This window comes from Pseudanabaena sp. UWO310, from assembly GCF_006861605.1.
In the GTDB taxonomy this organism is placed as follows: domain Bacteria; phylum Cyanobacteriota; class Cyanobacteriia; order Pseudanabaenales; family Pseudanabaenaceae; genus Pseudanabaena.
Map to the genome: position 1 here is coordinate 12,029 of NZ_SELU01000040.1, position 21,462 is coordinate 33,490.

A 21,462-nucleotide genomic window follows, 5' to 3' on the forward strand; every position below is an offset into this window, starting at 1 on the left:
AATTTTCAAGGAAAAAGTCGAAAGGAAAAAGGAAAAATCTGGTATTAGGACAATTGTAGCTGCAAAATCTTTTGGGCATGAATCACATAGATGCCTTGAGAGCCGACAATGAGAGAACAGCCGCTATCGACATAGGGTTCGGTTTCGGGGAAAGTTTTCGTAATCATAATCTGTCCATTATTCACCTCAACTCTCGCAATACCTTCGTCAGTGGGAACAAATAGCCAATTAGCGATCGCACTGCCTCCATGAATATTCGTCAACCATGCAAGATCGCCTTTTTGAAGAGCGCGAGTTGCCAATAATTCACCATTTGGACGCAATACGGAAACTCGATGGATAATGTTGCCTTGCTCTTGGGTGATGGTAAAGAACCAGCAGAGTTCATTACTAAAGATGCAATTTGCATCGATTAACTCTCCTTGAATTAGGGGGATATTTATGCGATCGCCTATTCCTGAACGCTTAGCATCAAAGGTAAAAGCGACACAAATTGAGCCTGCGCGATAGAAGCCAAACCCGAATGTTTCCCCAATCCAGAATTGCGTTTGTCCTTCGAGAATATCGCCAATATATTCATTCCCTAATTTACCATCGCGGAGTAATTGTCCATTGTCAATCCAATAGCGAGAAAAGGAATTAGCTCGAATTAGATCGGCGGCGATCGCTTGCGTTTGTCCTTGAGTGAGAGTAAACGCTTTGCCTTGTTTGGCAATGATTGTGGACTTACCAAAGATGGCGAATTGAATATTAGCATCGAGTTCTCCTGATAATAAAACTGTGTTGTCTTCGCGTTTAAATTCGTGGTTAGCGTGATAGAGATAATTAAGAGAATTGTTTTGTAAAGCGACTTGCAGAATTACGCCTTCGGTTTGGAATATATGGAGAACCTTACAAGATGTCTTCTCTATCTTGTTCCCCTCTCTCTGTGGGAGAGGGGCTAGGGGTGAGGGTCTGCATATTGGGCAAGTAGTTCTTAAATGTTCGATTCCACATTGATGGCATTTAGTCCAATGCATTGATTCGAGCAAAGATTGGGGGAAAGTACTACGCCAATCTTTTTGAAAGCAATTGTGGAAATGCTGTAATAAATCATCGGATAGAACTTGGTAAGGAATTGCGGGTTTGGGATAGCGGACATCGGGATGAAAAATGCTAATCCTTTGCAGTGGTCTGGCACTGTGGGGAATCATTGCTGTTGGCGATTTAGGCTTGTATACGCCGCCATAGGGATCGACATAGAGAATGCTCTGCATTAGCATTACCGTAAAGGCATACCAATCGGATTCAGGATTATACGGACTGTTCAGAATTGGCTGATTGGCGCTGCGATCGCACAGGATCGGATCGACAAATCGCGCTGTAAACACCTGACAGAGAAACTGTTTAAACTGAAAGGAATCCGCATCAATGAGATTTACTTGATTTTGAGAAACCAATAGATTCAAATCATTGAAATCACCAATCGTGACATTTGCCTGATGGATTTTGAGAACCGTTTCATGCAAGTCGCGAAATAGGTTAGTGACAAATTGCTGCGAGATGCCATTATTTTGGCGATAGGTGCGATCGCTATATTTCAAAAGCGGTACGGTATTTTGCAAAAAAGGCATCGCATAGCCCAATATCATTCCCTGTTTATCTGTGGCTAAAGTTTCTGGTTTAATCACCCTCGCAGGTAAATTTTGTGGAAAAGCAGGTAATTTTTGTTGATGGATTGATAATCTCGCTTGAGCTGCTAATTGTTCTTGTGGAAGCAATTGATAATCGGGATGATCGGCAGTTTTGAATAGTTTGAGAACCTTACCATTCTTTAAGTCATAGATATCTGCCTCGCCACCCTTGCCGATCGCATTTTTAGGATTAACTTTAATCCGTTTTTGATTGAGATAGATATCCATGACGATACTCCAATGCTTTAAGGCAATTGATAAACTTTTCTAAACTCAGTCACCGTATGACGAATGCGCCGATCTAACTTTTTCCATACTGGTTTAGCGATCGCTTCTGGAACACCACCATAAAAGGCTTCGGCGATACTGCCTGTGATACAAGCGATCGTGTCACTGTCACCACCAAGAGATACAGCATTGCGAATCGCATCTTCAAAATCCGTTGATTCTAAAAAGGCGATAATCGCTTCAGGAACACTTTTCTGACAGGAAACCTCAAACTTATAATTGGGGCGAATTTCGTCTATAGTACGATTCAGATCGTAATGGAAATTTTGCTCGATATAAGCTTGAATTTCTACTTTAGTTTTGCCCTGACGCGCCAAGAAAATTGCTGCTGCTGTTGCCTGTCCGCCTTTAATTCCTTCAGGATGATTATGGGTTGCTGCCGTACAGCGCTCCGCTTCCTTGAGAACATCTTCGAGATTGTTGTATGCCCATGCGATCGGGCTGACGCGCATTGCTGCACCATTACCCCAACTGTTATAGCCTTCTTTCCGATTACTCATTGCCCAGCAAGTAAATCTCTGTCCAAAACCTGCTAAGGGATAGCGCCAAAAGCATTTTTTGAAGTTGCCAGTATAGCTAGTTCCCGTAAGAAGGGATTTTGCCACGGCATAGGTAAGAACAGTATCATCACTAAAATGACTACCAAAGGAGAATAGTTTGAAGTCTTTCCGCTTCATCGGCACTACTTCATAAATCGAGCCGATAATATCACCAGCGATCGCCCCTAACATAAGTTCCTCCATTCTCTAAATTCTTTAACAACATCTCGCATAATTGGGGGTAGATAAGTAATTGCTTTTTCAGCAATCTCTTGCGGTACACCTCCATAAAAAGCTTCAGCTATTCCGCCTGTAATACAAGTTAGTGTATCGGTATCGCCTCCGAGGGAAACGGCATTGCGAATGGCATCTTCAAAATCCGTTGATTCTAAAAAAGCGATAATTGCTTCAGGTACTGTCCCTTCGCAGGATTCATTAAATACATAAACAGGACGAATTTCATCTACAGTTCTATCTAAGTCATACCCGAAGGATTTAGCGATCGCTGCCTTAATTTTCTCTTTCGACTGACCTTTACGAGCCATCAAAATTGCAACAGCCGTTGCTTGCGCTCCTTTAATACCTTCGGGATGATTGTGGGTAACTTCCGCCGATCTCTTAGACTCTGCAACAACCGATTTCAGATCATCAAAGGCAAATCCAACTGCGCTAACACGCATCGCTGAGCCATTACCCCAGCTATTGTATGCTTCCATATCATCGGCTCGAATCCATTGAGCAAACATACCACCGTAGCCCCTAGCAGGAAATTTACGAGCGTAGTCTTTGATGTATTTAGCATAATCACCATTATTCATGATGCATTCAGCAACGGCTACAGTTAATACTGTGTCATCTGTATAGTCACATCCATCACCAAAGAGAGGGAAGTCTTTTGAACGATGGTTATCAAATTCATAAATAGAACCAACGATATCGCCAACAATTGCGCCTAACATAGTTTTTTCCTTCTGGGTAATTGGCTTTTGGCTTTTGGCTTTTGGCTTTTAGCTTTTAGCTTTTAGCTTTTAGCTTTTAGCTTTTAGCTTTTTTTGGTGATTGGTGATTGGTGATTGGTGATTCAAAGTTTTCCTTTGTAAGCTAACAGCTAATCGCTAACAGCTAACAGCTAACACCTAAAACCCTTCTAATCACTACCAAACTCGTATCATCTGACAGAACGCCCGATCGCTTAATTAGTTCTCGTTTATTCCAGTCGGGTTTGGTTTCCTCCCGATTTAGGGTTGCTAGCTTACGGCGGATGGCATCGGGATTTTTGAAATAGCGGGCTTCTTGCCAAAATTGTGTGATGGTTTCGACTTTTACTAGATCGTCAATCCCATCGGTGGCAATGAGAAGAGATTCTAGTTCTGATGTGGGTAAGCGATCGCGTATTTCAAAATTAATTGCTTCAGGTTTGTATAGACCGTAGGCGAGATAGGGCGGTGCATTATCGGCATAGGGTGGAATTTCTGTGAATTTGCTATTAATAGCGATCGCGCCATCGCCCATAGAGAATGTAACTGTTTCGCTAGATGTAATTACAGAGCCGAGAATTGTAAACAACAAATATTCATTCACAAATTCCAGATCGCCATTGGACAGCGCGACCAAATCTTTTAACTTCTGTAATAAATTTATTTTCACAGAATCCCAAAATTCAGGCTTAGATATTTCTAAATCTCGATCGGGGGATTGATTGAGTAGATCGGCGATCGCATTAATCACCAGATTTGCGCCTAACTTTGCGCCAACTTCGCTATGTTTACCACTGCCGCAGCCATCGCACACCACCGCAGTTATAAATTTTTCTTGTTTAACGATTTGATAAGCATCTTGATTGTTTTTGCCAGCAAGAACATGGTTACGCCCGATGATGGAACCGCTGGCATATTCAAATTGATTGGTTAAATCCTGACCAAAGGATTCAGAAATATCTAGCCATCGCTCATCGAGAATACCTACTTGTTCTTGCATCGCGATATAGTGTATAAACTACACAAACCAATATAGTGTTATTTTTACACTATGTCAACTATGACTGGCAAAGTTTTCTACTATGCAGAAACTTTGCCCACCTAAAACCTATGTCACATACCTACGAATACCCCCGACCTGCCCTCACTGTTGATTGCATTGTATTTGGACTTGATATGCAGCAAGAACTTAAGGTTATGCTCATTCAGCGCGATATTCCTCCATTTCAAGGGAAATGGGCGATCCCTGGGGGATTTGTGCGTATGGATGAGACCCTTGAGGAGGCTGCTTTGCGTGAACTGCAAGAAGAAACGGGAATTCATGATGTTTTTCTGGAGCAGCTTTATACCTTTGGCAACTTAGATCGCGATCCCCGCGATCGCACGGTCACGGTTGCCTATTACGCCCTGATTGATCTTTGCGAGCAGCAAATTAAAGCAGCAACCGATGCAAGGGATGCAAATTGGTTTTCGATCGATCGCATCCCGCCCCTTGCCTTTGACCATAATGAGATTCTGCAAATAGCGATCGCGAGACTGCGGGGCAAAATTCGTTACGAACCGATCGGATTTGAGCTATTGCCGACGCAATTCACCCTTTCCCAACTCCAAAAGCTTTACGAAACTGTACTAGCTCGATCTTTAGATAAGCGTAATTTTCGCAAAAAAATCTTGAATATGGACTTGCTGATTGACACAGGGGAAATCGAGAAAGGTGTTTCTCACCGCGCCGCAAAACTATATCAATTTGATGAGGATAAATACTTACAACTAAAACAAAATGGGTTTAACTTTGAAATTTAACCCCGAAATCTTGTCCCAGAAAGCAGTGCCAAAGCGTCGAACCATTTCGGCTCTTTTTTTGCTCTTTTTTTGTTCTTTCTTTGCTCTTTCTTTGCTCTTTCTTAATGATGCGATCGCCAAATTAGCGATCACAAACTGAACATTACCATTACGATGTATAGGTAAATGTAGTAGTAATCTACTTGCTAGCTCTCCTCTAGCCCATCTCTGAGCCAAACTCTATGTATAAAAGGGAACTCAAGCTTCCGAGTCAATGTACAAACAACTTCTATGATGGATCGCTGTACGATCTTGTTTTTCTAGACTTAGAATGGTGTCGCGATTTTCAAAAGAATGGATCGGTACAGAAAATATTTGGTTATACGCTTACCCGTATTTTAGAAGATAGCAACGAACAATATATCAAAATTCAATTTATTGAATCGAGCACTCAAGAAAAGCGGATAATTCAAGATATTTTAAATGACTTACATAGTTTGCAGGGAAAGTATTTTGTTGGTTACGGGCTTTCAACAAGCGATATGTTTTGTTTAAGGCAAAGAATTGATGCTTTAGACTTTATCCCTAAAGTAGATAATATTAGAATCCTCGACCTGCAAAGAACCAGTCAGCGCACCGATCTCAATCAAGGATTAAACAATCTGTTTGCTTATTTAGGGATTCCTATCTATAAAAGAATTAAGGGATATTATGTTTTTCGTAATGGAATTAAAGTATTACGTAAGGAAAAGGGATATGAAACAATTCTTAATGAAATCTATGAGTATTGTTTAGAAGATGCCGAAAATTATTTTCATATTATTAGCAACTGGCAAACGCAATTTCCCTTAATCGATCGCCATAAACACCAGACAATTAATCTTAAGATCGATCCGCGATCGGAACAACGCATCCGTTCGCGACAGGGGGCAGCCTTACAAAGACCTTCCCATTAGCAAAATATCCCTAATACACTTAGTAATTTACCATTGTCAAAGTATGAATGTCGCATCCACAATAAAAGCTATTTTGCAAGAAAAGATCGGTGCAACCGTCGTTGAAATCGAAGATCGCAGCGATCTCCACAAACACCATCAAGGACGGATGAATGCACCTGTAGGTAGCGGTCATTACGATGCGATCGTTGTGGCTTCAGGCTTTACGGGTAAAACCATGATGCAGCAGCATCGAATGGTCTATGCTGCCTTAGAAGATCAAATGCAAACAACAATTCATGCGCTATCTCTTAAAACCTATACCCTTGAACAATGGAGTCAGCTCGATAATTAACACCAACACCTTGAATAATTAATTTGGGGGGATTTCGTAGGGGATAGCAATAATTAGATTTATAACTATGCCGAAAATCAATCGTCAAGCTGGACAGAATATCCGCGAACTAGCTTTAACTAGACGTATAAAATCCTCTGGGTATTTTATTTCTGCATTTTTTACATTTTTTCTAGCATTTTTAGTAATACTAAACTTTAGCTTTCCCCCAATTTTTTATTTGTTTTTCATAGCTGTTGCTTTATGGTTAATCTTTAAGGGCACTTCGCTGTGGCAGAGAGCCAATCTTGCTGATCGGGGAGCTGAAGGTGAAGAAGATATTGCTCGATTGCTCGCTCAGCTAGAAAAAGATGGATGGCAAATTGAGTATGGTATTCGTCTGGGGAATACATTAAGCGATGTTGACATTTTTTGTGTTTCCCCAAGAGGAAAATTCTATGCTATCGATGTGAAATCCCATAAAGGTAGAGTTGTAGCCGATGGAGGAAAGCTATATAGGTATATGGGGAATCACAAATATCACTTTGAGAAGGATTTTCTTGTACAAGTAATGAGGCAGGCTTTACAGGTAAGAAAGCATAAAGATTTAAATTTTGTGACTCCAATATTGGCATTTTCAAAGGCAAGCGTTGCAATTCAGTCTGGTAAATTGCAAAACGTATATGTAGTAGAAAAAGCAAAATTGATCTCACTTTTGCAATCTCTAGGTTAAAAGTAGAGAATGTACCAAATACATACTAAGTTTAAGAAATAATATTGCGGAAGATTGGTTAATGGAAAACAATATAGCCCCTACAAGCACCAACAAAGATGAAACCGATAAGGGTGGCAACCCGATCCTTTACAAGATGTTTAAGTGGATTGTAGTTAGACCGCTATTACACTTGTTTTATCAAGAGAAAATCTATGGTGCAGAAAATGTACCCCTAACTAGCAATCTTATCGTGGTTAGTAACCATGCTAGTGACTTCGATCCGTTAATTGTGGGGAGCTGTATGGGTCGCCCCGTGGCATTTATGGCAAAGGAGGAGTTGTTTACCATCCCCGTGATCAGCCAAGCAATTCAAGCTTTTGGAGCATATCCCGTCAAGCGGGGGGCAGGCGATCGCGCTGCCATTAGATCGGCGATCGATTCAATTAATAAGGGCTGGGCAACGGGGATTTTTTTGCAAGGTACAAGGACTCTAGATGGAAAGATCACCGATCCCAAACTTGGTGCGGCGATGATTGCCGCTAAAACAAAAGCGCCGTTTTTACCCGTCAGCGTTTGGGGAACAGAGACGATTTTTCCGAAGGGGGCAAAATTTCCCAAGTTATTTCAACCCGTCACCGTTAGGATCGGCGAGTTAATTCCCGCACCTGATTCTAGCGATCGCGCTACCCTTGAAGCCTATACCCAAAAATGTGCGGATGCCATTAATGCCCTCCATGCCCTAGGGCGATAAAGCAGAAAATGGCGGCGCTTCGCGCCGCCATTTTCTACTTGAGGGTTTTGGTATTTAGTCGGGGGAATAGGCTAGTAATGTGCCATTTTGCCCAATGACGAAACCGCGATCGTGGGAGAAGAAGTAAACCTGATAGAGGTTCGCACCGACATTTGCCGCCGAGCGATCGCGCTTCCATGTCTTGCCACCATCTTCGCTATGGATCAAGCGAGAGCTACCACCCGAAATCCAAACATTATTTTCATCTTGATAGGCGAGATCCAATAGACCAAAGCCACCGCCTTCACGGGGAGTTTGCTTTTTCTCCCACTTGTCAAATTCGCCAACTTCACTAAACTGAACTTGACCGCCACGATTTAACATCCATAGACGGTTATCGGGGGTATAACCCATGTTCTGTACCCGACGGGAGCTATTGCGATTATGTTGAATCCAAGTTACATCTCCAGGTTGCCATGTCGAATAAAAATTACCATTTGCCGATATCGCAACATAACGACCATCGGCGCTACGGTTGAGATTGCGAGCATTACCTACGGCTTGCGTTACTAAAGCTTTCCAGTTCTGTCCTGCATCTTGTGTGGAATAGATCGCCCCTAAATCTGTGACCATTTCCGCTGAGTTTTTACCTTGCGCGACGATCGCAAAGGGATCACCAGGTAACTTGGAGCTAAGTCCGATCCGTGACCAAGATTTACCGCCATCGGTGGTGTGGAGCAAGAGGGAGGGCTGTCCTGTAATCCAGCCCTCTTTGCCAGAGAAACTAATCGAGGAGAAGCGATAAATGCTGTCGCCGAGATCGAGTTTGCGCTCTTCCCAAGTTTTGCCACCATCGATTGATTCGAGCAGGGTTGCCTCAGTACCAACTAACCAACCGTGATCGAGATCGTTTTTGTCAAACCAAAGATCGAGGGGTGTAATCGCCACTGGGAGATCGACCTTATGCCAATTGCCATGGTTGGCTGAGGCAATTGGCATTCCCATGCCCAATAATCCGCCGCAAATTAGGAATAGGCAGAGGGATAGAGAAGTAAGCAAGCGTTTTATGCTTTTATTCATAAAAATCTATAGAAAATTTGCAAAAGAATTGGTAAGAAATTTGTAAGAAACTATGCTAAAGGAGAGTGAATTAATCGAGGGCGTAAAGACTAATGAAGAAAATGACCGCTAGCGCCAGCGACCCAAAGATCAATAAATTTTTTTGTCCTGGAGTGAGGGTATTTACCCCAAATCCATAGCCTAGGTTTTCGGTAAAGCCAGAGGGTTTGGCAGCAACGCCAATATCGGCAAATGCTTTTTTCTTGGTATTGCAAACGGGACAACGCCAATCGTTAGGAATGTCTTCAAAGGCTGTGCCATTAGGAATATTTCGTTTAGGATCACCTACGGATGGTTCGTATATGTAGCCACATACGCCACATTCATGCCGATGTAGTTCCTCTTTTATATCTGGTATGTCTGGCGTATTTACTTCGGTATTTACTTCAGTATTGGCTATTTCTATGTTTTCGGCTGCCGCATTGGTTAATTCGGGTTCCATAAATTTGATCGCCCGTAAAGCGATCGCTTGGTAATTCTGTTACAAATTATTACATCTTTTTGACATATCTTTCCCGACCTTGTGTTTCAAACAATCTTTGCCTTTATCGCCTGTATAGCTACAGTCACTTGAATGAGGAAAAATCAAACCCCAAGACTTGAATGGCGGCGCTTCGCGCCGCCATTCAAGTCTTGGGGTTTATGCCCTAATATACTTGGCGACAGCTATATGAAACGAGGGCAATTGTCATACCCAAAGGGCTAATCCACCATCGTCAAAGCCCACAAATATTACGGCGATCGCATACACTAGTAACAAATCTTTACGCTAACAAGTATAAATCGCGCTCGAATGCCAGACCATACTCATATTCAAGTTAAGGGTGCAAGACAGCACAATCTTAAGAATGTCGATCTGACGATTCCGCGCGATCGCCTAATCGTGTTTACAGGTGTGTCTGGTTCGGGCAAGTCATCGCTCGCCTTTGACACAATATTTGCCGAGGGACAACGCCGCTATGTTGAGTCCCTGAGTGCCTATGCTCGACAGTTTCTCGGACAGGTCGATAAGCCTGATGTAGACTACATTGAGGGATTGAGTCCTGCGATTTCCATAGACCAAAAATCCACTTCCCATAATCCGCGATCCACCGTTGGCACGGTTACCGAGATTTACGATTACCTGCGCTTGCTGTTTGGTCGGGCAGGTTCGCCGCATTGTCCCATTTGCGATCGCAATATAGCGCCACAGACCATCGATCGGATGGTGGACTCGATCATGGAATTAAGCGATCGTACCCGATTCCAATTACTCGCCCCCGTAATTCGCGGCAAAAAAGGAACCCATAAGAAATTACTAGCGAGTTTGGCATCGGAAGGTTTCGGACGAGTGCGTATTGATGGAGAAGTCCGCGAACTCAGCGACAATATCGAACTGGAAAAAAATAAGCTCCACGATATTGAAATTGTCGTCGATCGCCTAGTTCGCAAAGGCGATATCCAAGAACGGTTGACCGATTCTCTCGCCACATGCTTGAAACGTGCCGAAGGAATTGCCATGGTAGAGATTCTTGATCGGACAGACTCCCATCAGGATCAAGGCAGCAACCTACTCACATTTTCCGAAAACTTTGCCTGTCCCGAACATGGCGCAGTAATGGAAGAACTATCTCCAAGGATGTTCTCTTTTAATTCTCCCTATGGGGCTTGTCCTGCATGTCATGGATTAGGTAGCATCAAAACCTTTAATCCCGAACTATTGGTTCCCGATCCCTCTCTGCCCGTTTATGCGGCGATCGCCCCTTGGGCAGACAAAACCCACACCTATTACATTTCCCTACTCGCAAGTGTCGGTGAATACGCAGGTTTTGAAATTACTACACCTTGGGAAAATCTATCCCAATCACAGATTGACATTATTCTCTATGGCACGACCGAAAAGATTTTAATTAAACCCGACTCACTTTATCGCGAGCGAACTGAGGGCTATTACAAGCGTTATGAAGGAGCAATCTCCATCCTCGAACAGCAATATAAGGAAGCAGGCGAATCACAAAAACAGAAGCTAGAAAATTATCTAATCGAGCAGAACTGCTCGACCTGTGATGGAACTCGCCTCAAGCCTGAGTCCCTTGCCGTGCGGGTGGGTGGTTATAACATTATTGAGTTTGTCTCGGTTCCCATTGGCACTTGTCGCGATCGCCTCAAAAATTTAGAACTCGATGCGCGTACGCGACAAATTGGCGATCGGGTGTTACAGGAAATCGGAGCGAGATTACAATTCCTTCTCGATGTCGGCTTAGACTATCTCACCCTCGATCGCTCCACCATGTCGCTCTCTGGCGGTGAAGCTCAGCGCATCCGCTTAGCCACACAAATTGGTTCAGGTTTAACAGGCGTTCTCTACGTACTGGACGAGCCGAGCATTGGGCTGCACCAACGCGATAATTCCAGACTTCTGGCAACTTTAACAAAACTGCGCGATCTTGGAAATACATTGATCGTAGTCGAGCATGATGAGGAAACAATTCGGGCTGCGGATTATCTAGTCGATATTGGTCCTGGCGCAGGAGTGCATGGTGGGAGAGTGGTCGCCCAAGGCAGCGTCAAGGATATTGAGGAGCATCCTGAATCGCTTACAGGCGCTTACCTATCCAAAAAAAAGCAAATTTATACCCCCGCAGAACGACGTAAGGGCAATGGCAAATATCTGGAAATTTGTGATGCCCATCTCAATAATCTCCAACATATCAACGTTAAACTTCCCTTAGGAAAACTCGTTTGTATTACAGGTGTATCAGGTTCGGGGAAATCTACTCTCATTAATGACCTACTCCATAATTCTCTCGACCATCATTTCTCCCGTAAAATCCCAGTTCCCATTGGTGTGGGAGAAGTGAAAGGACTTCAAGCCCTTGATAAATTCATCGTCATTGACCAATCGCCAATCGGACGTACCCCTCGCTCCAATCCTGCCACCTATACGGGGCTTTTTGATGTCATTCGGGAAACCTTTGCCCTGACCACTGCGGCGAAAACCAGAGGCTATAAAGCGGGACAATTTTCCTTTAATGTCAAGGGAGGACGTTGTGAAGCCTGTTCGGGGCAGGGAGTCAATGTGATTTCGATGAACTTCTTGCCTGATGTCTACGTACAGTGTGATGTGTGTAAAGGAGCAAGGTACAATCGGGAAACTTTACAGGTTAAATACAAGGAAAAGACGATCGCTGATGTTCTTGATATGACCATCGAAGAAGCGATGCACTTTTTTGAGAATATTCCCTCAGCACATACCAAATTGGGAATGTTGGTGGATGTGGGTTTGGGCTATGTCCGCTTAGGACAATCTGCGCCAACATTATCAGGTGGTGAAGCCCAACGGGTGAAACTCGCGACCGAACTAGCTCGCAGGGCTACGGGTAAAACCCTCTATCTCATCGATGAGCCAACTACGGGCTTGAGTTTCTATGATGTACATAAGCTACTGGATGTGATGCAACGTCTGGTGGATAAGGGTAATAGCATCATTACCATTGAGCATAATCTTGATGTGATTCGTTGTGCGGATTGGATCGTCGATCTTGGTCCCGAAGGAGGCGATCGCGGTGGTAAAATCATCGCCGAAGGAACGCCCGAACAGGTTGCTAAAGTCAAAAGCTCCTATACAGGCAAATATCTCAAGCAAGTTTTAGCAGAATATCCTCGCAGTACCTAGGTTGGGCACAAGCTTTTGGGTTTGATTCTCAGTCTCCCAAAATGGCGTTGCCATTTTGGGAATCTCAAAACCTTCCTTTATACCAATTCCCAAAAGTGTGACAACACTTTTGGGAATTGATATTAATTATGCCTAGCTACTTAATATTTTTTTATGAAGTAGTACATCTTGTTTGAGTTGACAAACCCGCTGGGCGATCGCTTCATTTTTATGTTCTAAATCCCTAATCCAGATATCCGCTATTGTTCGCGCATCATCAGGCAAATCCGCCAATTCCCAACCTGAAATACCCAAATTTTCCATAAGATAAGAAACTTTTGGATCGTAGCTAATTGCCGAGCAATGACAGCCCTCCGAGGCTGCCATGATCAATCCATGCAATCGCATCGCGATCGTTAAATCTACACCACGGAAGATCCCCTTCAGTTTACGCGGATCTTTTTGAATGATGATTTGGCTGCGTTTTGGAAATTTATCGTTGAGGGCATCACAAATTGCTTGGGCGATCGCTTTGTCTTGGGTTGGTTGAAATGGAATTAGCAAAAGATTTGCATTGGTTTGCTGCTGTATTAATTGGAGAGCCTCCGTAATGGTCGCCAGCCGACAAGAGGTCAGCATTGGATGCGATCGCAATACTACCGCCACCTTGGGTGTAGCTAAGTCTCGATATATATTCATCGGCTCTGCCTCTAGAGCCCATACAGGATCGGGTGCAACAATGCTGTTAACTTCCCAGTCCGCTAGCAAGAGGGCCGATTGACGATCGCGTACAGATATGGATTTACAGCCCTGAAAAGCTCGTTTAGCAATCCATTTACTTAACTTGCGCTGAAGAGGACCAACTCCCTGCGCCCAAGCGATCGTTTGTAAACCCATGCCCTGCGCTAGCCCCATCAAACCGCCATAATAAATCGGATTTCTGGCACTTGTGGCATCCTGCATCAAGCTCCCCCCTCCCCATACGAACAAATCCGATCGACTGAGGACGCTCAGCAACCCAAACACCGAATAGCGATCGCTTGCTTCTACTTGGTGTAAATTTTCCGTAGCCTTAGGATTTGCCGATAATACTAGCGGTTGGACATCATCAGGCAACATTTGCAATAGGGTGGCAAGCAGAGCTTCATCACCACCATTACCCATCCCATAATATCCACATAAAACCGCACGCCGCATAGAATTCTGCCCAATATTTTTAGCTGGTTTGCCCTAGTCTCAACATCCCATTGTCGCGTATTTGTACCGTTTCGCACTTAAAAAAGTAAGGCAGAACAGAGTTCTGCCTTACTTTTTCAAACATAATATTTTAAACATAATAATTTTATCTAAAAGATGCGTGGCGACACCAACCGCCGCTACTTACAGTGCTTTGAACTCAAACCCAAACCAAGGAAATTTTTAAAAGCGTTGCAGAGCAACGCTTTTAAAAATTTCCTTGTGGTTCGTTTGATCGGCAATTGCTATAAGCTAGAGTGCGTAAGTCGCTCCGACTACCAATCCCACACCAATTACAAACCAAATGAGCGTGGTATAGTCGGCAAAAATCGAATTATTCCCCAACTGGATCAAGGCGATCGCTATGCCTGTAATACTAGCGATCGCGATCGGTAATAACCAATGCAAATAAGAGCTTTTTGAGCGCTTAAGTGATTTTTTTGGGTTTTTAGAATTAGGAGTCGGCAGATAAACTTGGGTTTGAGATAACCGCTTCTTGCCCATAGAGGGACTTTCCTTGGTGCGGTAAGGCGTGGGATTTAAACCTGTTTTTGCAGGTAACTGGCGAACTGCTCTCGCCTTGAGTTGCTTGCGATGCAGATATAACCTCTTCTCCAGATTTTTAAGACGAAACCAAAACAGGATTAACAGAGCGCTTGCAACTGCGCCCAAGGCGATCGCTACTTTTACTAAAATGAGCAGCAAATCTATGTCTTCTTGATTAGATAAAACAATTGCCATATATGCTGCAATTCCAGCGCTGTGCACTGAGGTGAACCCCTAGATTTTCGTGGAAAGCCTTTCTGAGCGATGGGTTCCCATAAAATCAAAAATTGGGGCGATCGCAATTTGTTATCAGCCAAATTGCGGGTTTACTGGCTCTTATTGTTTCATCAAGCTCGAAAATTCATGCACTAGAAATCATCTGCAAAAATGTCTGCAAAAACATGAAAATAGAAAACTAAAATTAGAGAATGGCGGCGCTTTGCGCCGCCATTCTCTGCTGAGTTATACCAATTCACTAAAGTAAGCCAACACTTCAGTGAATTAAAAACCATAACCAGTAAGATTTTAGGATTTCTAAAATGGCGTTGCCATTTTGGAAATTGGTATAATAACAATTCACTAAAGTGAGCTAACACTTCAGTGAATTAAAAACTAAATCCAGTAAGGTTTTAAGATTGCCAAAATGGCAGCGCCATTTTGGCAATCTTAAAACCTTACTGTTTTTTTGTTGAACTTTACGTTGGGCTGCTGAGATAGGTTAATTCGACATTTGGCGCAAGCGTAATCACATCGCCATTACACAAATCGTAGGAAGAGGCAACCTTCATATGATGATTAATAATCACCCCATTGACACTCGGCTTACCAGAGAGATCCCCGTCAATAATTCGATACTGATATCGTCCCCCTTCCCCAGGAACCCTAAGCAACACAGCATGTTGACGGGACACAAATCGTGAATAAAGTTGGATATTATTATTCACATCCCGCCCAATCGTGTACTTTAAACCATCAAGTGCGAGTTTTCTACTACCTCTCGCATCTGTGATTAATAGCGTGTGACTAACGTGTGTTGCGCTCATTAGCTCACCCAAAAAAGAAGTAGATATCGCTGTACTAGCGAAAAGTATATGTTATTGGTAGGCATTTGATTTAATCTCACGCTACTTTAACCTACAAATAGGATAGGATTATAGTTTTTTTAGATCGAAATTTAGCCATATGCCCCTAGCTGCGGTCGGCTGACATGAAATTTAAATGAGGTCTGGTATCTACCATCTAGGTGCTAAATACAAAATATGTACTTCGGGGGCAAAAGTGACAATATCACCATCTTGCAAAGTGTGAGAAGAAATTTTATGTAGTGCGTTAAGGATAATTCCATTCTTGCTGCGTTTGCCCGATGCACTACCATCAATAATTCGATAACTATCTGGACGATTACGGTGACGCACTTTCCTCAAGACGGCATGATACCTAGACACAAAGTCAGAGTCAAGACACACATGATTATCAGGTTCACGACCAATTGTGTATTGATCTTCAACTAGGATCATTTTACGAGTTCCGCAATTGTCAGTTACCACTAGAGTGTGGTTACAGGAAATATTGACGCTGATTTCTGATTCTTCATGAATTGTACTTGACATAATTTTTACCATTGCTACTTATCTAAGTCAGCTTGAGCATCAATTCGCATCATCTACCTTAAATAGCACTAAATATTACTGCACTAATGGTTTGTGCGTTTAAGTAGTTCGGCATAATTAAAAACCAAAACTAGAGAGCATACCGCCCGCTGCGCGGGCGGTATGCTCTCTAGTTTTTAAGTTTACTTATGCCTAGCTACTTACCTTAATCTGGATCGATGGGTCGTGGGAAGCCTCTTAAGAATGAGCAGTCTGCCCATTCTTAAGGGAATGAGCTGTAAGAATGAGCAGCAGCCGCTTACCTTGCTTGCTATACAATACTCATTTGAAACAAGCTACCTTGGAGAACTATTTTAGTGGACATTACCGAAATTGCCCGCCAAACCCAGATTTTATCCCAGCGCCTGAGCATTGCTCAGGACTATCTTTGACGTACCTGCGATCGCAGCAAAAATTAGCGACCTCGAACAAACTGCCGCACAACCAGAATTTTGGGGAAATAGCGATCAAGCACAAAAAACGATGAGGGAGTTAGATGCCCTCAAGTCCTATCTTGAAAAATTCGCGAGCTGGCGACAAACCATTGAAAATCTAGAGGCGATCGCTGAATTACTTGCCCTTGAAGACGATCCAGCCCTAGCTAATGAAGCAAAACAAGGTCTGACTCAACTACTGCAAGAAATGGATCGCTGGGATTTAGAGCAGTTACTAGCGGGGACATACGATAAATACGACGCAGTTTTAACGATTAACGCTGGTGCAGGGGGGACTGATTCTCAAGACTGGACAGAAATGCTCCTACGCATGTATACCCGCTTTTGTGAGTCACAAGGTTACAAAGTGGAGATTTCCGAGATCTCCGAGGGAGAAGAAGCAGGCATCAAGTCAGTAACTTTGCTGGTGCACGGACGCTATGCCTATGGCTATCTTGCTCCTGAAAAAGGTACGCATCGCCTTGTCAGGATTTCACCATTTAATGCCAATGACAAGCGCCAAACTAGTTTTGCTGGTGTAGAAGTAATGCCGTTACTGGAGGAGGATGTCGATCTCGATATCGATCCCAAGGAATTAGAAATTACCACGACGCGAGCAGGTGGCAAAGGTGGTCAAAATGTGAACAAGGTAGAAACGGCGGTACGAATTACCCATTTGCCGACGGGAATCTCAGTACGCTGTACGCAAGAGCGATCGCAATTGCAAAACAAGGAAAATGCCATGCGATTGCTTAAGGCGAAGTTGTTAATTATTGCCCAAGAGCAACGTGCTCAGAAAATAGCTGATATTCGTGGCGATATGGTGGAAGCGGCTTGGGGCAACCAAATTCGCAACTATGTGTTTCATCCTTACCAATTAGTCAAGGATTTACGCACAGGAGAAGAAACGACAAATATTCAAAATGTAATGGATGGCGATCTTGAACCATTCATTCAGTCATATTTGCGGCAACAAAATCAGCCCGTTTGAGTCAATATTTTTAAGGGTTAAATGTTTAATCGGATGGTTGCTTACTTTTAGTTTTAAGTAAGTGGGCTTAATTAACTCCAAAAAACTAAAACCTGCGGCGCACGCTGCGCGTACGCCGCAGGTTTTAGATCTGGATTTTAATTATGCTGAGGTACTTAGAGAAACACCAAAAGTAAGCAACCATCCTAAACAAAATTTGTACGTTACGTCCTTAGTATTTTTTGGCGATTGATTATGAATAGTAAACCTCAGAGACGATTGGTTGATTTATCAGTTGATTTAAGGGAATCTGGCTCCAGTCGGCTAAAATCAAGCCAGAGATTAAGCCAGAAATTAGGTCAAATTAGCCTCTTAGGGTTATGTATTGTGGTCGGCGCGATCGCCGAGCCAATTTTTGGTGATCGTTTTTTTGCCTCGGCGCAGACCTGCGTCAAGCCGTCTTCTCTTCAGAATTTTCTTACGAAAGTCACCATCGGTGACGACCATCTCACGCGCTATGCGGCCGCAGCGAATGCGATCGAAAACAAACGATTAGAAATTTTCCGAACGGCAAAGAGTAATCCTGATTGGGGGAATGTTGTCAATCTTGCGGAGTCTCAACAAACTAAAGTCTGCGATCTGGCTAATCCTCCAGAATTTTTGCGATCGCTCTGCGCCGAGTTACGCAGCTATAGCGAAGAGGCAATTTGTCGTTATGGCTTTACCAATAAAGAATTTAACCAAATCACCCTCGAACAGATGCAAAATCCTAATCTCAGGAGCGTGATTCAAGACCAACAGGTGCAGCTACGGGGCAATAAATAACGGCGATCATTAGGACATACAACTCTTTGCGCTCAAATCTAAATCAAGAAAGCTTTTGAAAGTGTTGCTTCGCAACACTTTCAAAAGCTTTCTTGTGGTTCTTTTGCTCGAAAATTACTGTAAAAAACAAAAGTAGAGTGGTGGCGCTTCGCGCCACCACTCTACTTTTGTTTTTATATTTTTTGGATAATTTGCTAAAACGGACAAAATCGTCTATAAGAAACAGGGTTAATTAAGGGCAAAACGATCCATCCTCGACGATAGTCATGATTATTTTTTCTTGTCCTATTGACAATGGTCACTTACAGTCTATAATCCCTCCATTGTTTAGTATGCCCAGTGCTACAAAAGCTACAAAACTCATAAAGACACGCTTATGTTCGGCTTAAAATTTGGCGGAAAGTCTAAAAAAGGTATCGGAATTGAAATTACTTCCGAGAAAGTAAACCTAGTTCAATTGCGCCGCAAGGGGCAGTCTTCTTACAAGCTAGTGACGTATGGTAGCGTCGAGCTTCCTGAAGGAACTGTTGAAGAGGGACGCATTCTCGATCCTGTAGCGCTGGGAGAAGTTATTCGCAGTTTGCTAGCAGACAAAAAAATAAAGGTTAAGAAAGTAGCGACAGCTCTACCTGGTCGCGAGACTGTGAGTCGCTTGATCCGTTTGCCTGCGGAAATTCCCGACCTCGAATTGCGCGAAATGGTTCTCAATCAAGAAGCTAGTCTATATTTGCCTTTTCCCCGTGAAGATGCGGATGTAGATTATCAAAAGCTCGGCACTTCTCTAGATGATGATGGTATTGAGCGTATTGAAATCTTGATGGTGGCAACACCTAAAGAGGTAACAGATAGCTATATCCAAGCGTTAGAGATCGCCCAACTCCAAGTTGACATCGTGGAAGTTAGCAGTTTTGCACTCATTCGTGCCATGCATAATGAGTTAGCAAGATTTAGTACCTTGGCGGAAGCTGTAGCGATCGTTGACATTGAGTATGAAGCAACCGAAATCACCGTAACCGTTGATGGAGTTCCTCAGTTCTCGCGCACCTTCCCCATTGGTACGGCGCAAATTCAGAATGCCCAGTTACGTGCCATTAACCTTCCTCCTCGAAGGACGACGGATATGGAAATGTTGAGTTCGACAGTTGTGCCTGTGCAGTCTATGGATACGGCAAGTTTAGCTGGTGGTGGCAACACTCCTGGTGATGCTGCGATTATGCGGGTGATTGGCGATCTCTCCGACGAGCTAAGACGATCCATCGATTTTTATACTAGTCAGTCTCCTGGTTCAGATGTCGTGCAGTTACTAATCGCTGGTCCTGGCGCTTGTATTGGGCAGTTAAATGAGTTTTTTAGCCAAAGACTTGGTATTGCGGCTAGCGCTGTCGATCCACTTACTGCGGTAGGTGTAACTGTTGACAGTGATATACCCGTTCAGGAACGTATGGCGTTATCTGTCGCTCTAGGTCTAGGTTTGAGGGAGGTTTAAAATAATTGTTATGTATACACTTGATATTAATTTTCTAAGCGATCGCATTGCTGAAGAAGCACAAGCGGTGGAACGTACACCGATAGCTGATTCACAGTTTTTAATCTATGGTGGTGCAGTCGCGGCTGTTTCTCTTGCCATTGTGGGCGGTGCTTTTTTCGTTCTCAATAGTACCAATGAAGGAGTTCAACAGGAGCTTTCATCTTTAACCGCAAAAGAAACTGCCCTAAACAGCAAAATTGCCGCTCTGAAAACCCAAGAAGATCAATTAAAGGCAATTCAAGGCAGAACAGGCGAGCTTGTCAATCTATTTGTGGGTAATTTACCCGTCAGTGCTATTACCGATGACATCAGAAAACGCACGCCAATTACGGTACAAGTAGATTCCATTACTCAAACTTCAGCCGCCGCAACTCCCCAAGCTCCTGCATCAACAACAATTACTCTCAGTGGGAAGACGACTAGTTATAACGAGCTAAACGACTTTCTATTGTTACTCAAAGCCTCCCCCTTGCTAGACGATAAACAGACAAAGCTTCTATCGTCAACCTTGCAGCAAGGAAACTCTGAGAAATTTAACTTGGTCAATTTTCAGATTCAAACAGCAGTTACTAGCAAAAGCCCATCGGAAATATTGCCAACACTCCAAAAGGCCGGAGCTGATGGATTAATTACCAGGGTCAATCTATTAAAGCAACAGGGAGTAATCAAATAAAATGGCAAATGTTGGATCCGCTTCAGGAATTGAAGGTGGTGGCGGTGGTCTTACTTTATTTGGGATCACTTTTACATCAAAGATTTTAGGGATATTGATGGGAGTTGGTGGGGTTGCCCTTGCTGCCTATGTAGCTACTAGCTACGTCATGCCTATCTGGGATCAGGTGCAATCTGCCCAGAAAAATATCGACACCAAAAAAGATGCAATTAAGACCTTAGAAGGTCAGGTAGCTAGTAAGGGCAATATCGCTCAAAAAATTGAAGCAGCCAATCAACAAAACAAATTTGTACTGTCGCTTTTGCCTAATGTAGACAATATTGACACCTTAATTCGCGATATCCAAGGACAGATTCCTGAGACAATTGTGATCGCGCTACCCCCAAATCTTTCCTATGAATTAGCGGGAACAATGCGGACCTTTCAACCTTCGGCATCTGTTCCGGGCGCACAGTACGATTCTTATTCCTTTACGATTGGATTTGATGGCAAATTTGAAGATGTATTGAGTACCATTCAAAAAATTGAGCGCCTCAAACCATTACTAGTTATAAAGGACTTGAAATTGACCAAAAAACCCCTTCCAGTTGCAAACTTCAAATTCTCACGCCCGATCGCAGCGGGCAAAGAAAAAGAAATTCTAGATATCTTGCCTCCACTCATTGGTGCAGACTTCACCTTACAAGCTTTCGTGCCTAAAACGGAAGCCGAGCTAAAGGCTGCAGCTGCTGCGGCCGCTGCGACACCTCCTAAAAAATAACAATTTGCTGAGAATCAACACCGATAAAGATCGCGACTTTGTTCCCAAAAACAGGGAATATCATCCAATAATCGCAATTATTTAATATTTGCTGTTCAAGTCTATTATTTTTTTG

21 protein-coding genes are annotated in these 21,462 nt (G+C 43.3%); 11 read left to right on the forward strand and 10 right to left on the reverse strand.

The features are described 5' to 3' along the window. Positions 1-44: 44 nt before the first annotated feature. From PseudUWO310_RS14065 to PseudUWO310_RS14080, 4 genes are all read right to left on the reverse strand, one after another. On the reverse strand, positions 45-1,901 hold the full coding sequence (locus PseudUWO310_RS14065; RefSeq protein ID WP_142602300.1) for a hypothetical protein: 1,857 nt from the start codon (positions 1,899-1,901) through the stop codon (positions 45-47). Positions 1,902-1,918: 17 nt separating this feature from the next. Next, positions 1,919-2,692, reverse strand: a complete 774-nt coding sequence (locus tag PseudUWO310_RS14070) for an ADP-ribosylglycohydrolase family protein (protein ID WP_142602362.1) — start codon at positions 2,690-2,692, stop codon at positions 1,919-1,921. Then, positions 2,686-3,459 (reverse strand): ADP-ribosylglycohydrolase family protein, encoded by a 774-nt coding sequence (locus PseudUWO310_RS14075; RefSeq protein WP_142602302.1) that lies wholly within the window; start codon positions 3,457-3,459, stop codon positions 2,686-2,688. The genes PseudUWO310_RS14070 and PseudUWO310_RS14075 overlap by 7 nt, the downstream gene beginning before the upstream one ends. 163 nt (positions 3,460-3,622) lie before the next feature. After that, positions 3,623-4,477 (reverse strand): protein phosphatase 2C domain-containing protein, encoded by an 855-nt coding sequence (locus PseudUWO310_RS14080; protein ID WP_142602304.1) that lies wholly within the window; start codon positions 4,475-4,477, stop codon positions 3,623-3,625. Between the two features lie 110 nt (positions 4,478-4,587). On the opposite strand from PseudUWO310_RS14080, the gene PseudUWO310_RS14085 reads away from it, so the two are divergent. The 5 genes from PseudUWO310_RS14085 (at position 4,588) to PseudUWO310_RS14105 (ending at position 7,994) form a co-directional block, all read left to right on the forward strand. Next, a complete protein-coding gene (locus PseudUWO310_RS14085) occupies positions 4,588-5,280 on the forward strand; it encodes an NUDIX hydrolase (protein ID WP_055077706.1) in 693 nt (230 codons plus the stop codon). A 221-nt stretch (positions 5,281-5,501) separates the two neighbouring features. After that, positions 5,502-6,215, forward strand: a complete 714-nt coding sequence (locus tag PseudUWO310_RS14090) for a ribonuclease H-like domain-containing protein (protein ID WP_009626315.1) — start codon at positions 5,502-5,504, stop codon at positions 6,213-6,215. Between the two features lie 43 nt (positions 6,216-6,258). Beyond that, entirely contained in the window at positions 6,259-6,549 is a 291-nt protein-coding gene (locus PseudUWO310_RS14095; protein WP_055077705.1) for a BolA family protein, read from the forward strand. Positions 6,550-6,616: 67 nt separating this feature from the next. Continuing rightward, positions 6,617-7,261 (forward strand): nuclease-related domain-containing protein, encoded by a 645-nt coding sequence (locus PseudUWO310_RS14100; protein ID WP_142602306.1) that lies wholly within the window; start codon positions 6,617-6,619, stop codon positions 7,259-7,261. Positions 7,262-7,397: 136 nt separating this feature from the next. Continuing rightward, positions 7,398-7,994, forward strand: coding sequence for a lysophospholipid acyltransferase family protein (locus PseudUWO310_RS14105; RefSeq protein WP_142602364.1), 597 nt, complete (start codon positions 7,398-7,400; stop codon positions 7,992-7,994). Between the two features lie 54 nt (positions 7,995-8,048). On the opposite strand, the gene PseudUWO310_RS14110 is transcribed toward PseudUWO310_RS14105, so the two are convergent. Continuing rightward, on the reverse strand, positions 8,049-9,053 hold the full coding sequence (locus PseudUWO310_RS14110) for a photosynthesis system II assembly factor Ycf48 (RefSeq protein ID WP_142602308.1): 1,005 nt from the start codon (positions 9,051-9,053) through the stop codon (positions 8,049-8,051). 70 nt (positions 9,054-9,123) lie between these two features. Continuing rightward, a complete protein-coding gene (locus tag PseudUWO310_RS14115) occupies positions 9,124-9,534 on the reverse strand; it encodes a rubredoxin (protein WP_142602311.1) in 411 nt (136 codons plus the stop codon). A gap of 351 nt (positions 9,535-9,885) precedes the next feature. Here PseudUWO310_RS14115 and uvrA point away from each other — a divergent pair, with 351 nt between their 5' ends. Further along, positions 9,886-12,747: an excinuclease ABC subunit UvrA gene (gene uvrA / locus PseudUWO310_RS14120; protein WP_142602313.1), complete on the forward strand. Its 2,862-nt coding sequence runs from the start codon at positions 9,886-9,888 to the stop codon at positions 12,745-12,747. A 132-nt stretch (positions 12,748-12,879) separates the two neighbouring features. Here uvrA and csaB read toward each other — a convergent pair whose 3' ends face one another. The 4 genes from csaB to PseudUWO310_RS14140 form a co-directional block, all read right to left on the reverse strand. Further along, entirely contained in the window at positions 12,880-13,923 is a 1,044-nt protein-coding gene (csaB, locus tag PseudUWO310_RS14125) for a polysaccharide pyruvyl transferase CsaB (RefSeq protein WP_142602315.1), read from the reverse strand. Positions 13,924-14,214: 291 nt separating this feature from the next. Next, complete coding sequence (locus PseudUWO310_RS14130; RefSeq protein ID WP_142602317.1) at positions 14,215-14,703, reverse strand: hypothetical protein; 489 nt, start codon at positions 14,701-14,703, stop codon at positions 14,215-14,217. 500 nt (positions 14,704-15,203) lie between these two features. Next, positions 15,204-15,551 carry an FHA domain-containing protein gene (locus PseudUWO310_RS14135; RefSeq protein ID WP_009626272.1) on the reverse strand — a complete coding sequence of 116 codons (348 nt, stop codon included), beginning with the start codon at positions 15,549-15,551 and terminating at the stop codon, positions 15,204-15,206. A gap of 189 nt (positions 15,552-15,740) precedes the next feature. Beyond that, a complete protein-coding gene (locus PseudUWO310_RS14140) occupies positions 15,741-16,118 on the reverse strand; it encodes an FHA domain-containing protein (RefSeq protein WP_190316030.1) in 378 nt (125 codons plus the stop codon). A 356-nt stretch (positions 16,119-16,474) separates the two neighbouring features. Between PseudUWO310_RS14140 and prfB the strand changes: the two genes are divergently transcribed. From prfB to PseudUWO310_RS14165, 5 genes are all read left to right on the forward strand, one after another. After that, positions 16,475-17,582, forward strand: a protein-coding gene (gene prfB / locus PseudUWO310_RS14145; RefSeq protein ID WP_142602322.1) for a peptide chain release factor 2 whose coding sequence is annotated in 2 segments (ribosomal slippage) — positions 16,475-16,546 and positions 16,548-17,582 — 1,107 coding nt in all. Because the reading frame shifts where the segments join, the coding sequence is not laid out codon by codon here. A 234-nt stretch (positions 17,583-17,816) separates the two neighbouring features. Further along, a complete protein-coding gene (locus tag PseudUWO310_RS14150; protein ID WP_142602324.1) occupies positions 17,817-18,386 on the forward strand; it encodes a DUF4168 domain-containing protein in 570 nt (189 codons plus the stop codon). A 376-nt stretch (positions 18,387-18,762) separates the two neighbouring features. Next, positions 18,763-19,872 carry a type IV pilus biogenesis protein PilM gene (gene pilM, locus PseudUWO310_RS14155; protein WP_009626276.1) on the forward strand — a complete coding sequence of 370 codons (1,110 nt, stop codon included), beginning with the start codon at positions 18,763-18,765 and terminating at the stop codon, positions 19,870-19,872. A gap of 10 nt (positions 19,873-19,882) precedes the next feature. Beyond that, complete coding sequence (locus PseudUWO310_RS14160) at positions 19,883-20,587, forward strand: PilN domain-containing protein (protein ID WP_142602326.1); 705 nt, start codon at positions 19,883-19,885, stop codon at positions 20,585-20,587. A gap of 1 nt (position 20,588) precedes the next feature. Next, positions 20,589-21,347, forward strand: coding sequence for a hypothetical protein (locus tag PseudUWO310_RS14165; RefSeq protein WP_142602328.1), 759 nt, complete (start codon positions 20,589-20,591; stop codon positions 21,345-21,347). Positions 21,348-21,462: the final 115 nt, after the last annotated feature.

What these genes read in the sequence shown, in the direction of transcription:
- PseudUWO310_RS14065 (WP_142602300.1), bottom strand. Translation starts at nt 1,901, where the DNA reads ATGGATATCTATCTCAATCAAAAACGGATTAAAGTTAATCCTAAAAAT.
- PseudUWO310_RS14070 (WP_142602362.1), bottom strand. Translation starts at nt 2,692, where the DNA reads ATGTTAGGGGCGATCGCTGGTGATATTATCGGCTCGATTTATGAAGTA.
- PseudUWO310_RS14075 (WP_142602302.1), bottom strand. Translation starts at nt 3,459, where the DNA reads ATGTTAGGCGCAATTGTTGGCGATATCGTTGGTTCTATTTATGAATTT.
- PseudUWO310_RS14080 (WP_142602304.1), bottom strand. Translation starts at nt 4,477, where the DNA reads ATGCAAGAACAAGTAGGTATTCTCGATGAGCGATGGCTAGATATTTCT.
- PseudUWO310_RS14085 (WP_055077706.1), top strand. Translation starts at nt 4,588, where the DNA reads ATGTCACATACCTACGAATACCCCCGACCTGCCCTCACTGTTGATTGC.
- PseudUWO310_RS14090 (WP_009626315.1), top strand. Translation starts at nt 5,502, where the DNA reads ATGTATAAAAGGGAACTCAAGCTTCCGAGTCAATGTACAAACAACTTC.
- PseudUWO310_RS14095 (WP_055077705.1), top strand. Translation starts at nt 6,259, where the DNA reads ATGAATGTCGCATCCACAATAAAAGCTATTTTGCAAGAAAAGATCGGT.
- PseudUWO310_RS14100 (WP_142602306.1), top strand. Translation starts at nt 6,617, where the DNA reads ATGCCGAAAATCAATCGTCAAGCTGGACAGAATATCCGCGAACTAGCT.
- PseudUWO310_RS14105 (WP_142602364.1), top strand. Translation starts at nt 7,398, where the DNA reads ATGTTTAAGTGGATTGTAGTTAGACCGCTATTACACTTGTTTTATCAA.
- PseudUWO310_RS14110 (WP_142602308.1), bottom strand. Translation starts at nt 9,053, where the DNA reads ATGAATAAAAGCATAAAACGCTTGCTTACTTCTCTATCCCTCTGCCTA.
- PseudUWO310_RS14115 (WP_142602311.1), bottom strand. Translation starts at nt 9,534, where the DNA reads ATGGAACCCGAATTAACCAATGCGGCAGCCGAAAACATAGAAATAGCC.
- uvrA (WP_142602313.1), top strand. Translation starts at nt 9,886, where the DNA reads ATGCCAGACCATACTCATATTCAAGTTAAGGGTGCAAGACAGCACAAT.
- csaB (WP_142602315.1), bottom strand. Translation starts at nt 13,923, where the DNA reads ATGCGGCGTGCGGTTTTATGTGGATATTATGGGATGGGTAATGGTGGT.
- PseudUWO310_RS14130 (WP_142602317.1), bottom strand. Translation starts at nt 14,703, where the DNA reads ATGGCAATTGTTTTATCTAATCAAGAAGACATAGATTTGCTGCTCATT.
- PseudUWO310_RS14135 (WP_009626272.1), bottom strand. Translation starts at nt 15,551, where the DNA reads ATGAGCGCAACACACGTTAGTCACACGCTATTAATCACAGATGCGAGA.
- PseudUWO310_RS14140 (WP_190316030.1), bottom strand. Translation starts at nt 16,118, where the DNA reads ATGTCAAGTACAATTCATGAAGAATCAGAAATCAGCGTCAATATTTCC.
- PseudUWO310_RS14150 (WP_142602324.1), top strand. Translation starts at nt 17,817, where the DNA reads ATGAATAGTAAACCTCAGAGACGATTGGTTGATTTATCAGTTGATTTA.
- pilM (WP_009626276.1), top strand. Translation starts at nt 18,763, where the DNA reads ATGTTCGGCTTAAAATTTGGCGGAAAGTCTAAAAAAGGTATCGGAATT.
- PseudUWO310_RS14160 (WP_142602326.1), top strand. Translation starts at nt 19,883, where the DNA reads ATGTATACACTTGATATTAATTTTCTAAGCGATCGCATTGCTGAAGAA.
- PseudUWO310_RS14165 (WP_142602328.1), top strand. Translation starts at nt 20,589, where the DNA reads ATGGCAAATGTTGGATCCGCTTCAGGAATTGAAGGTGGTGGCGGTGGT.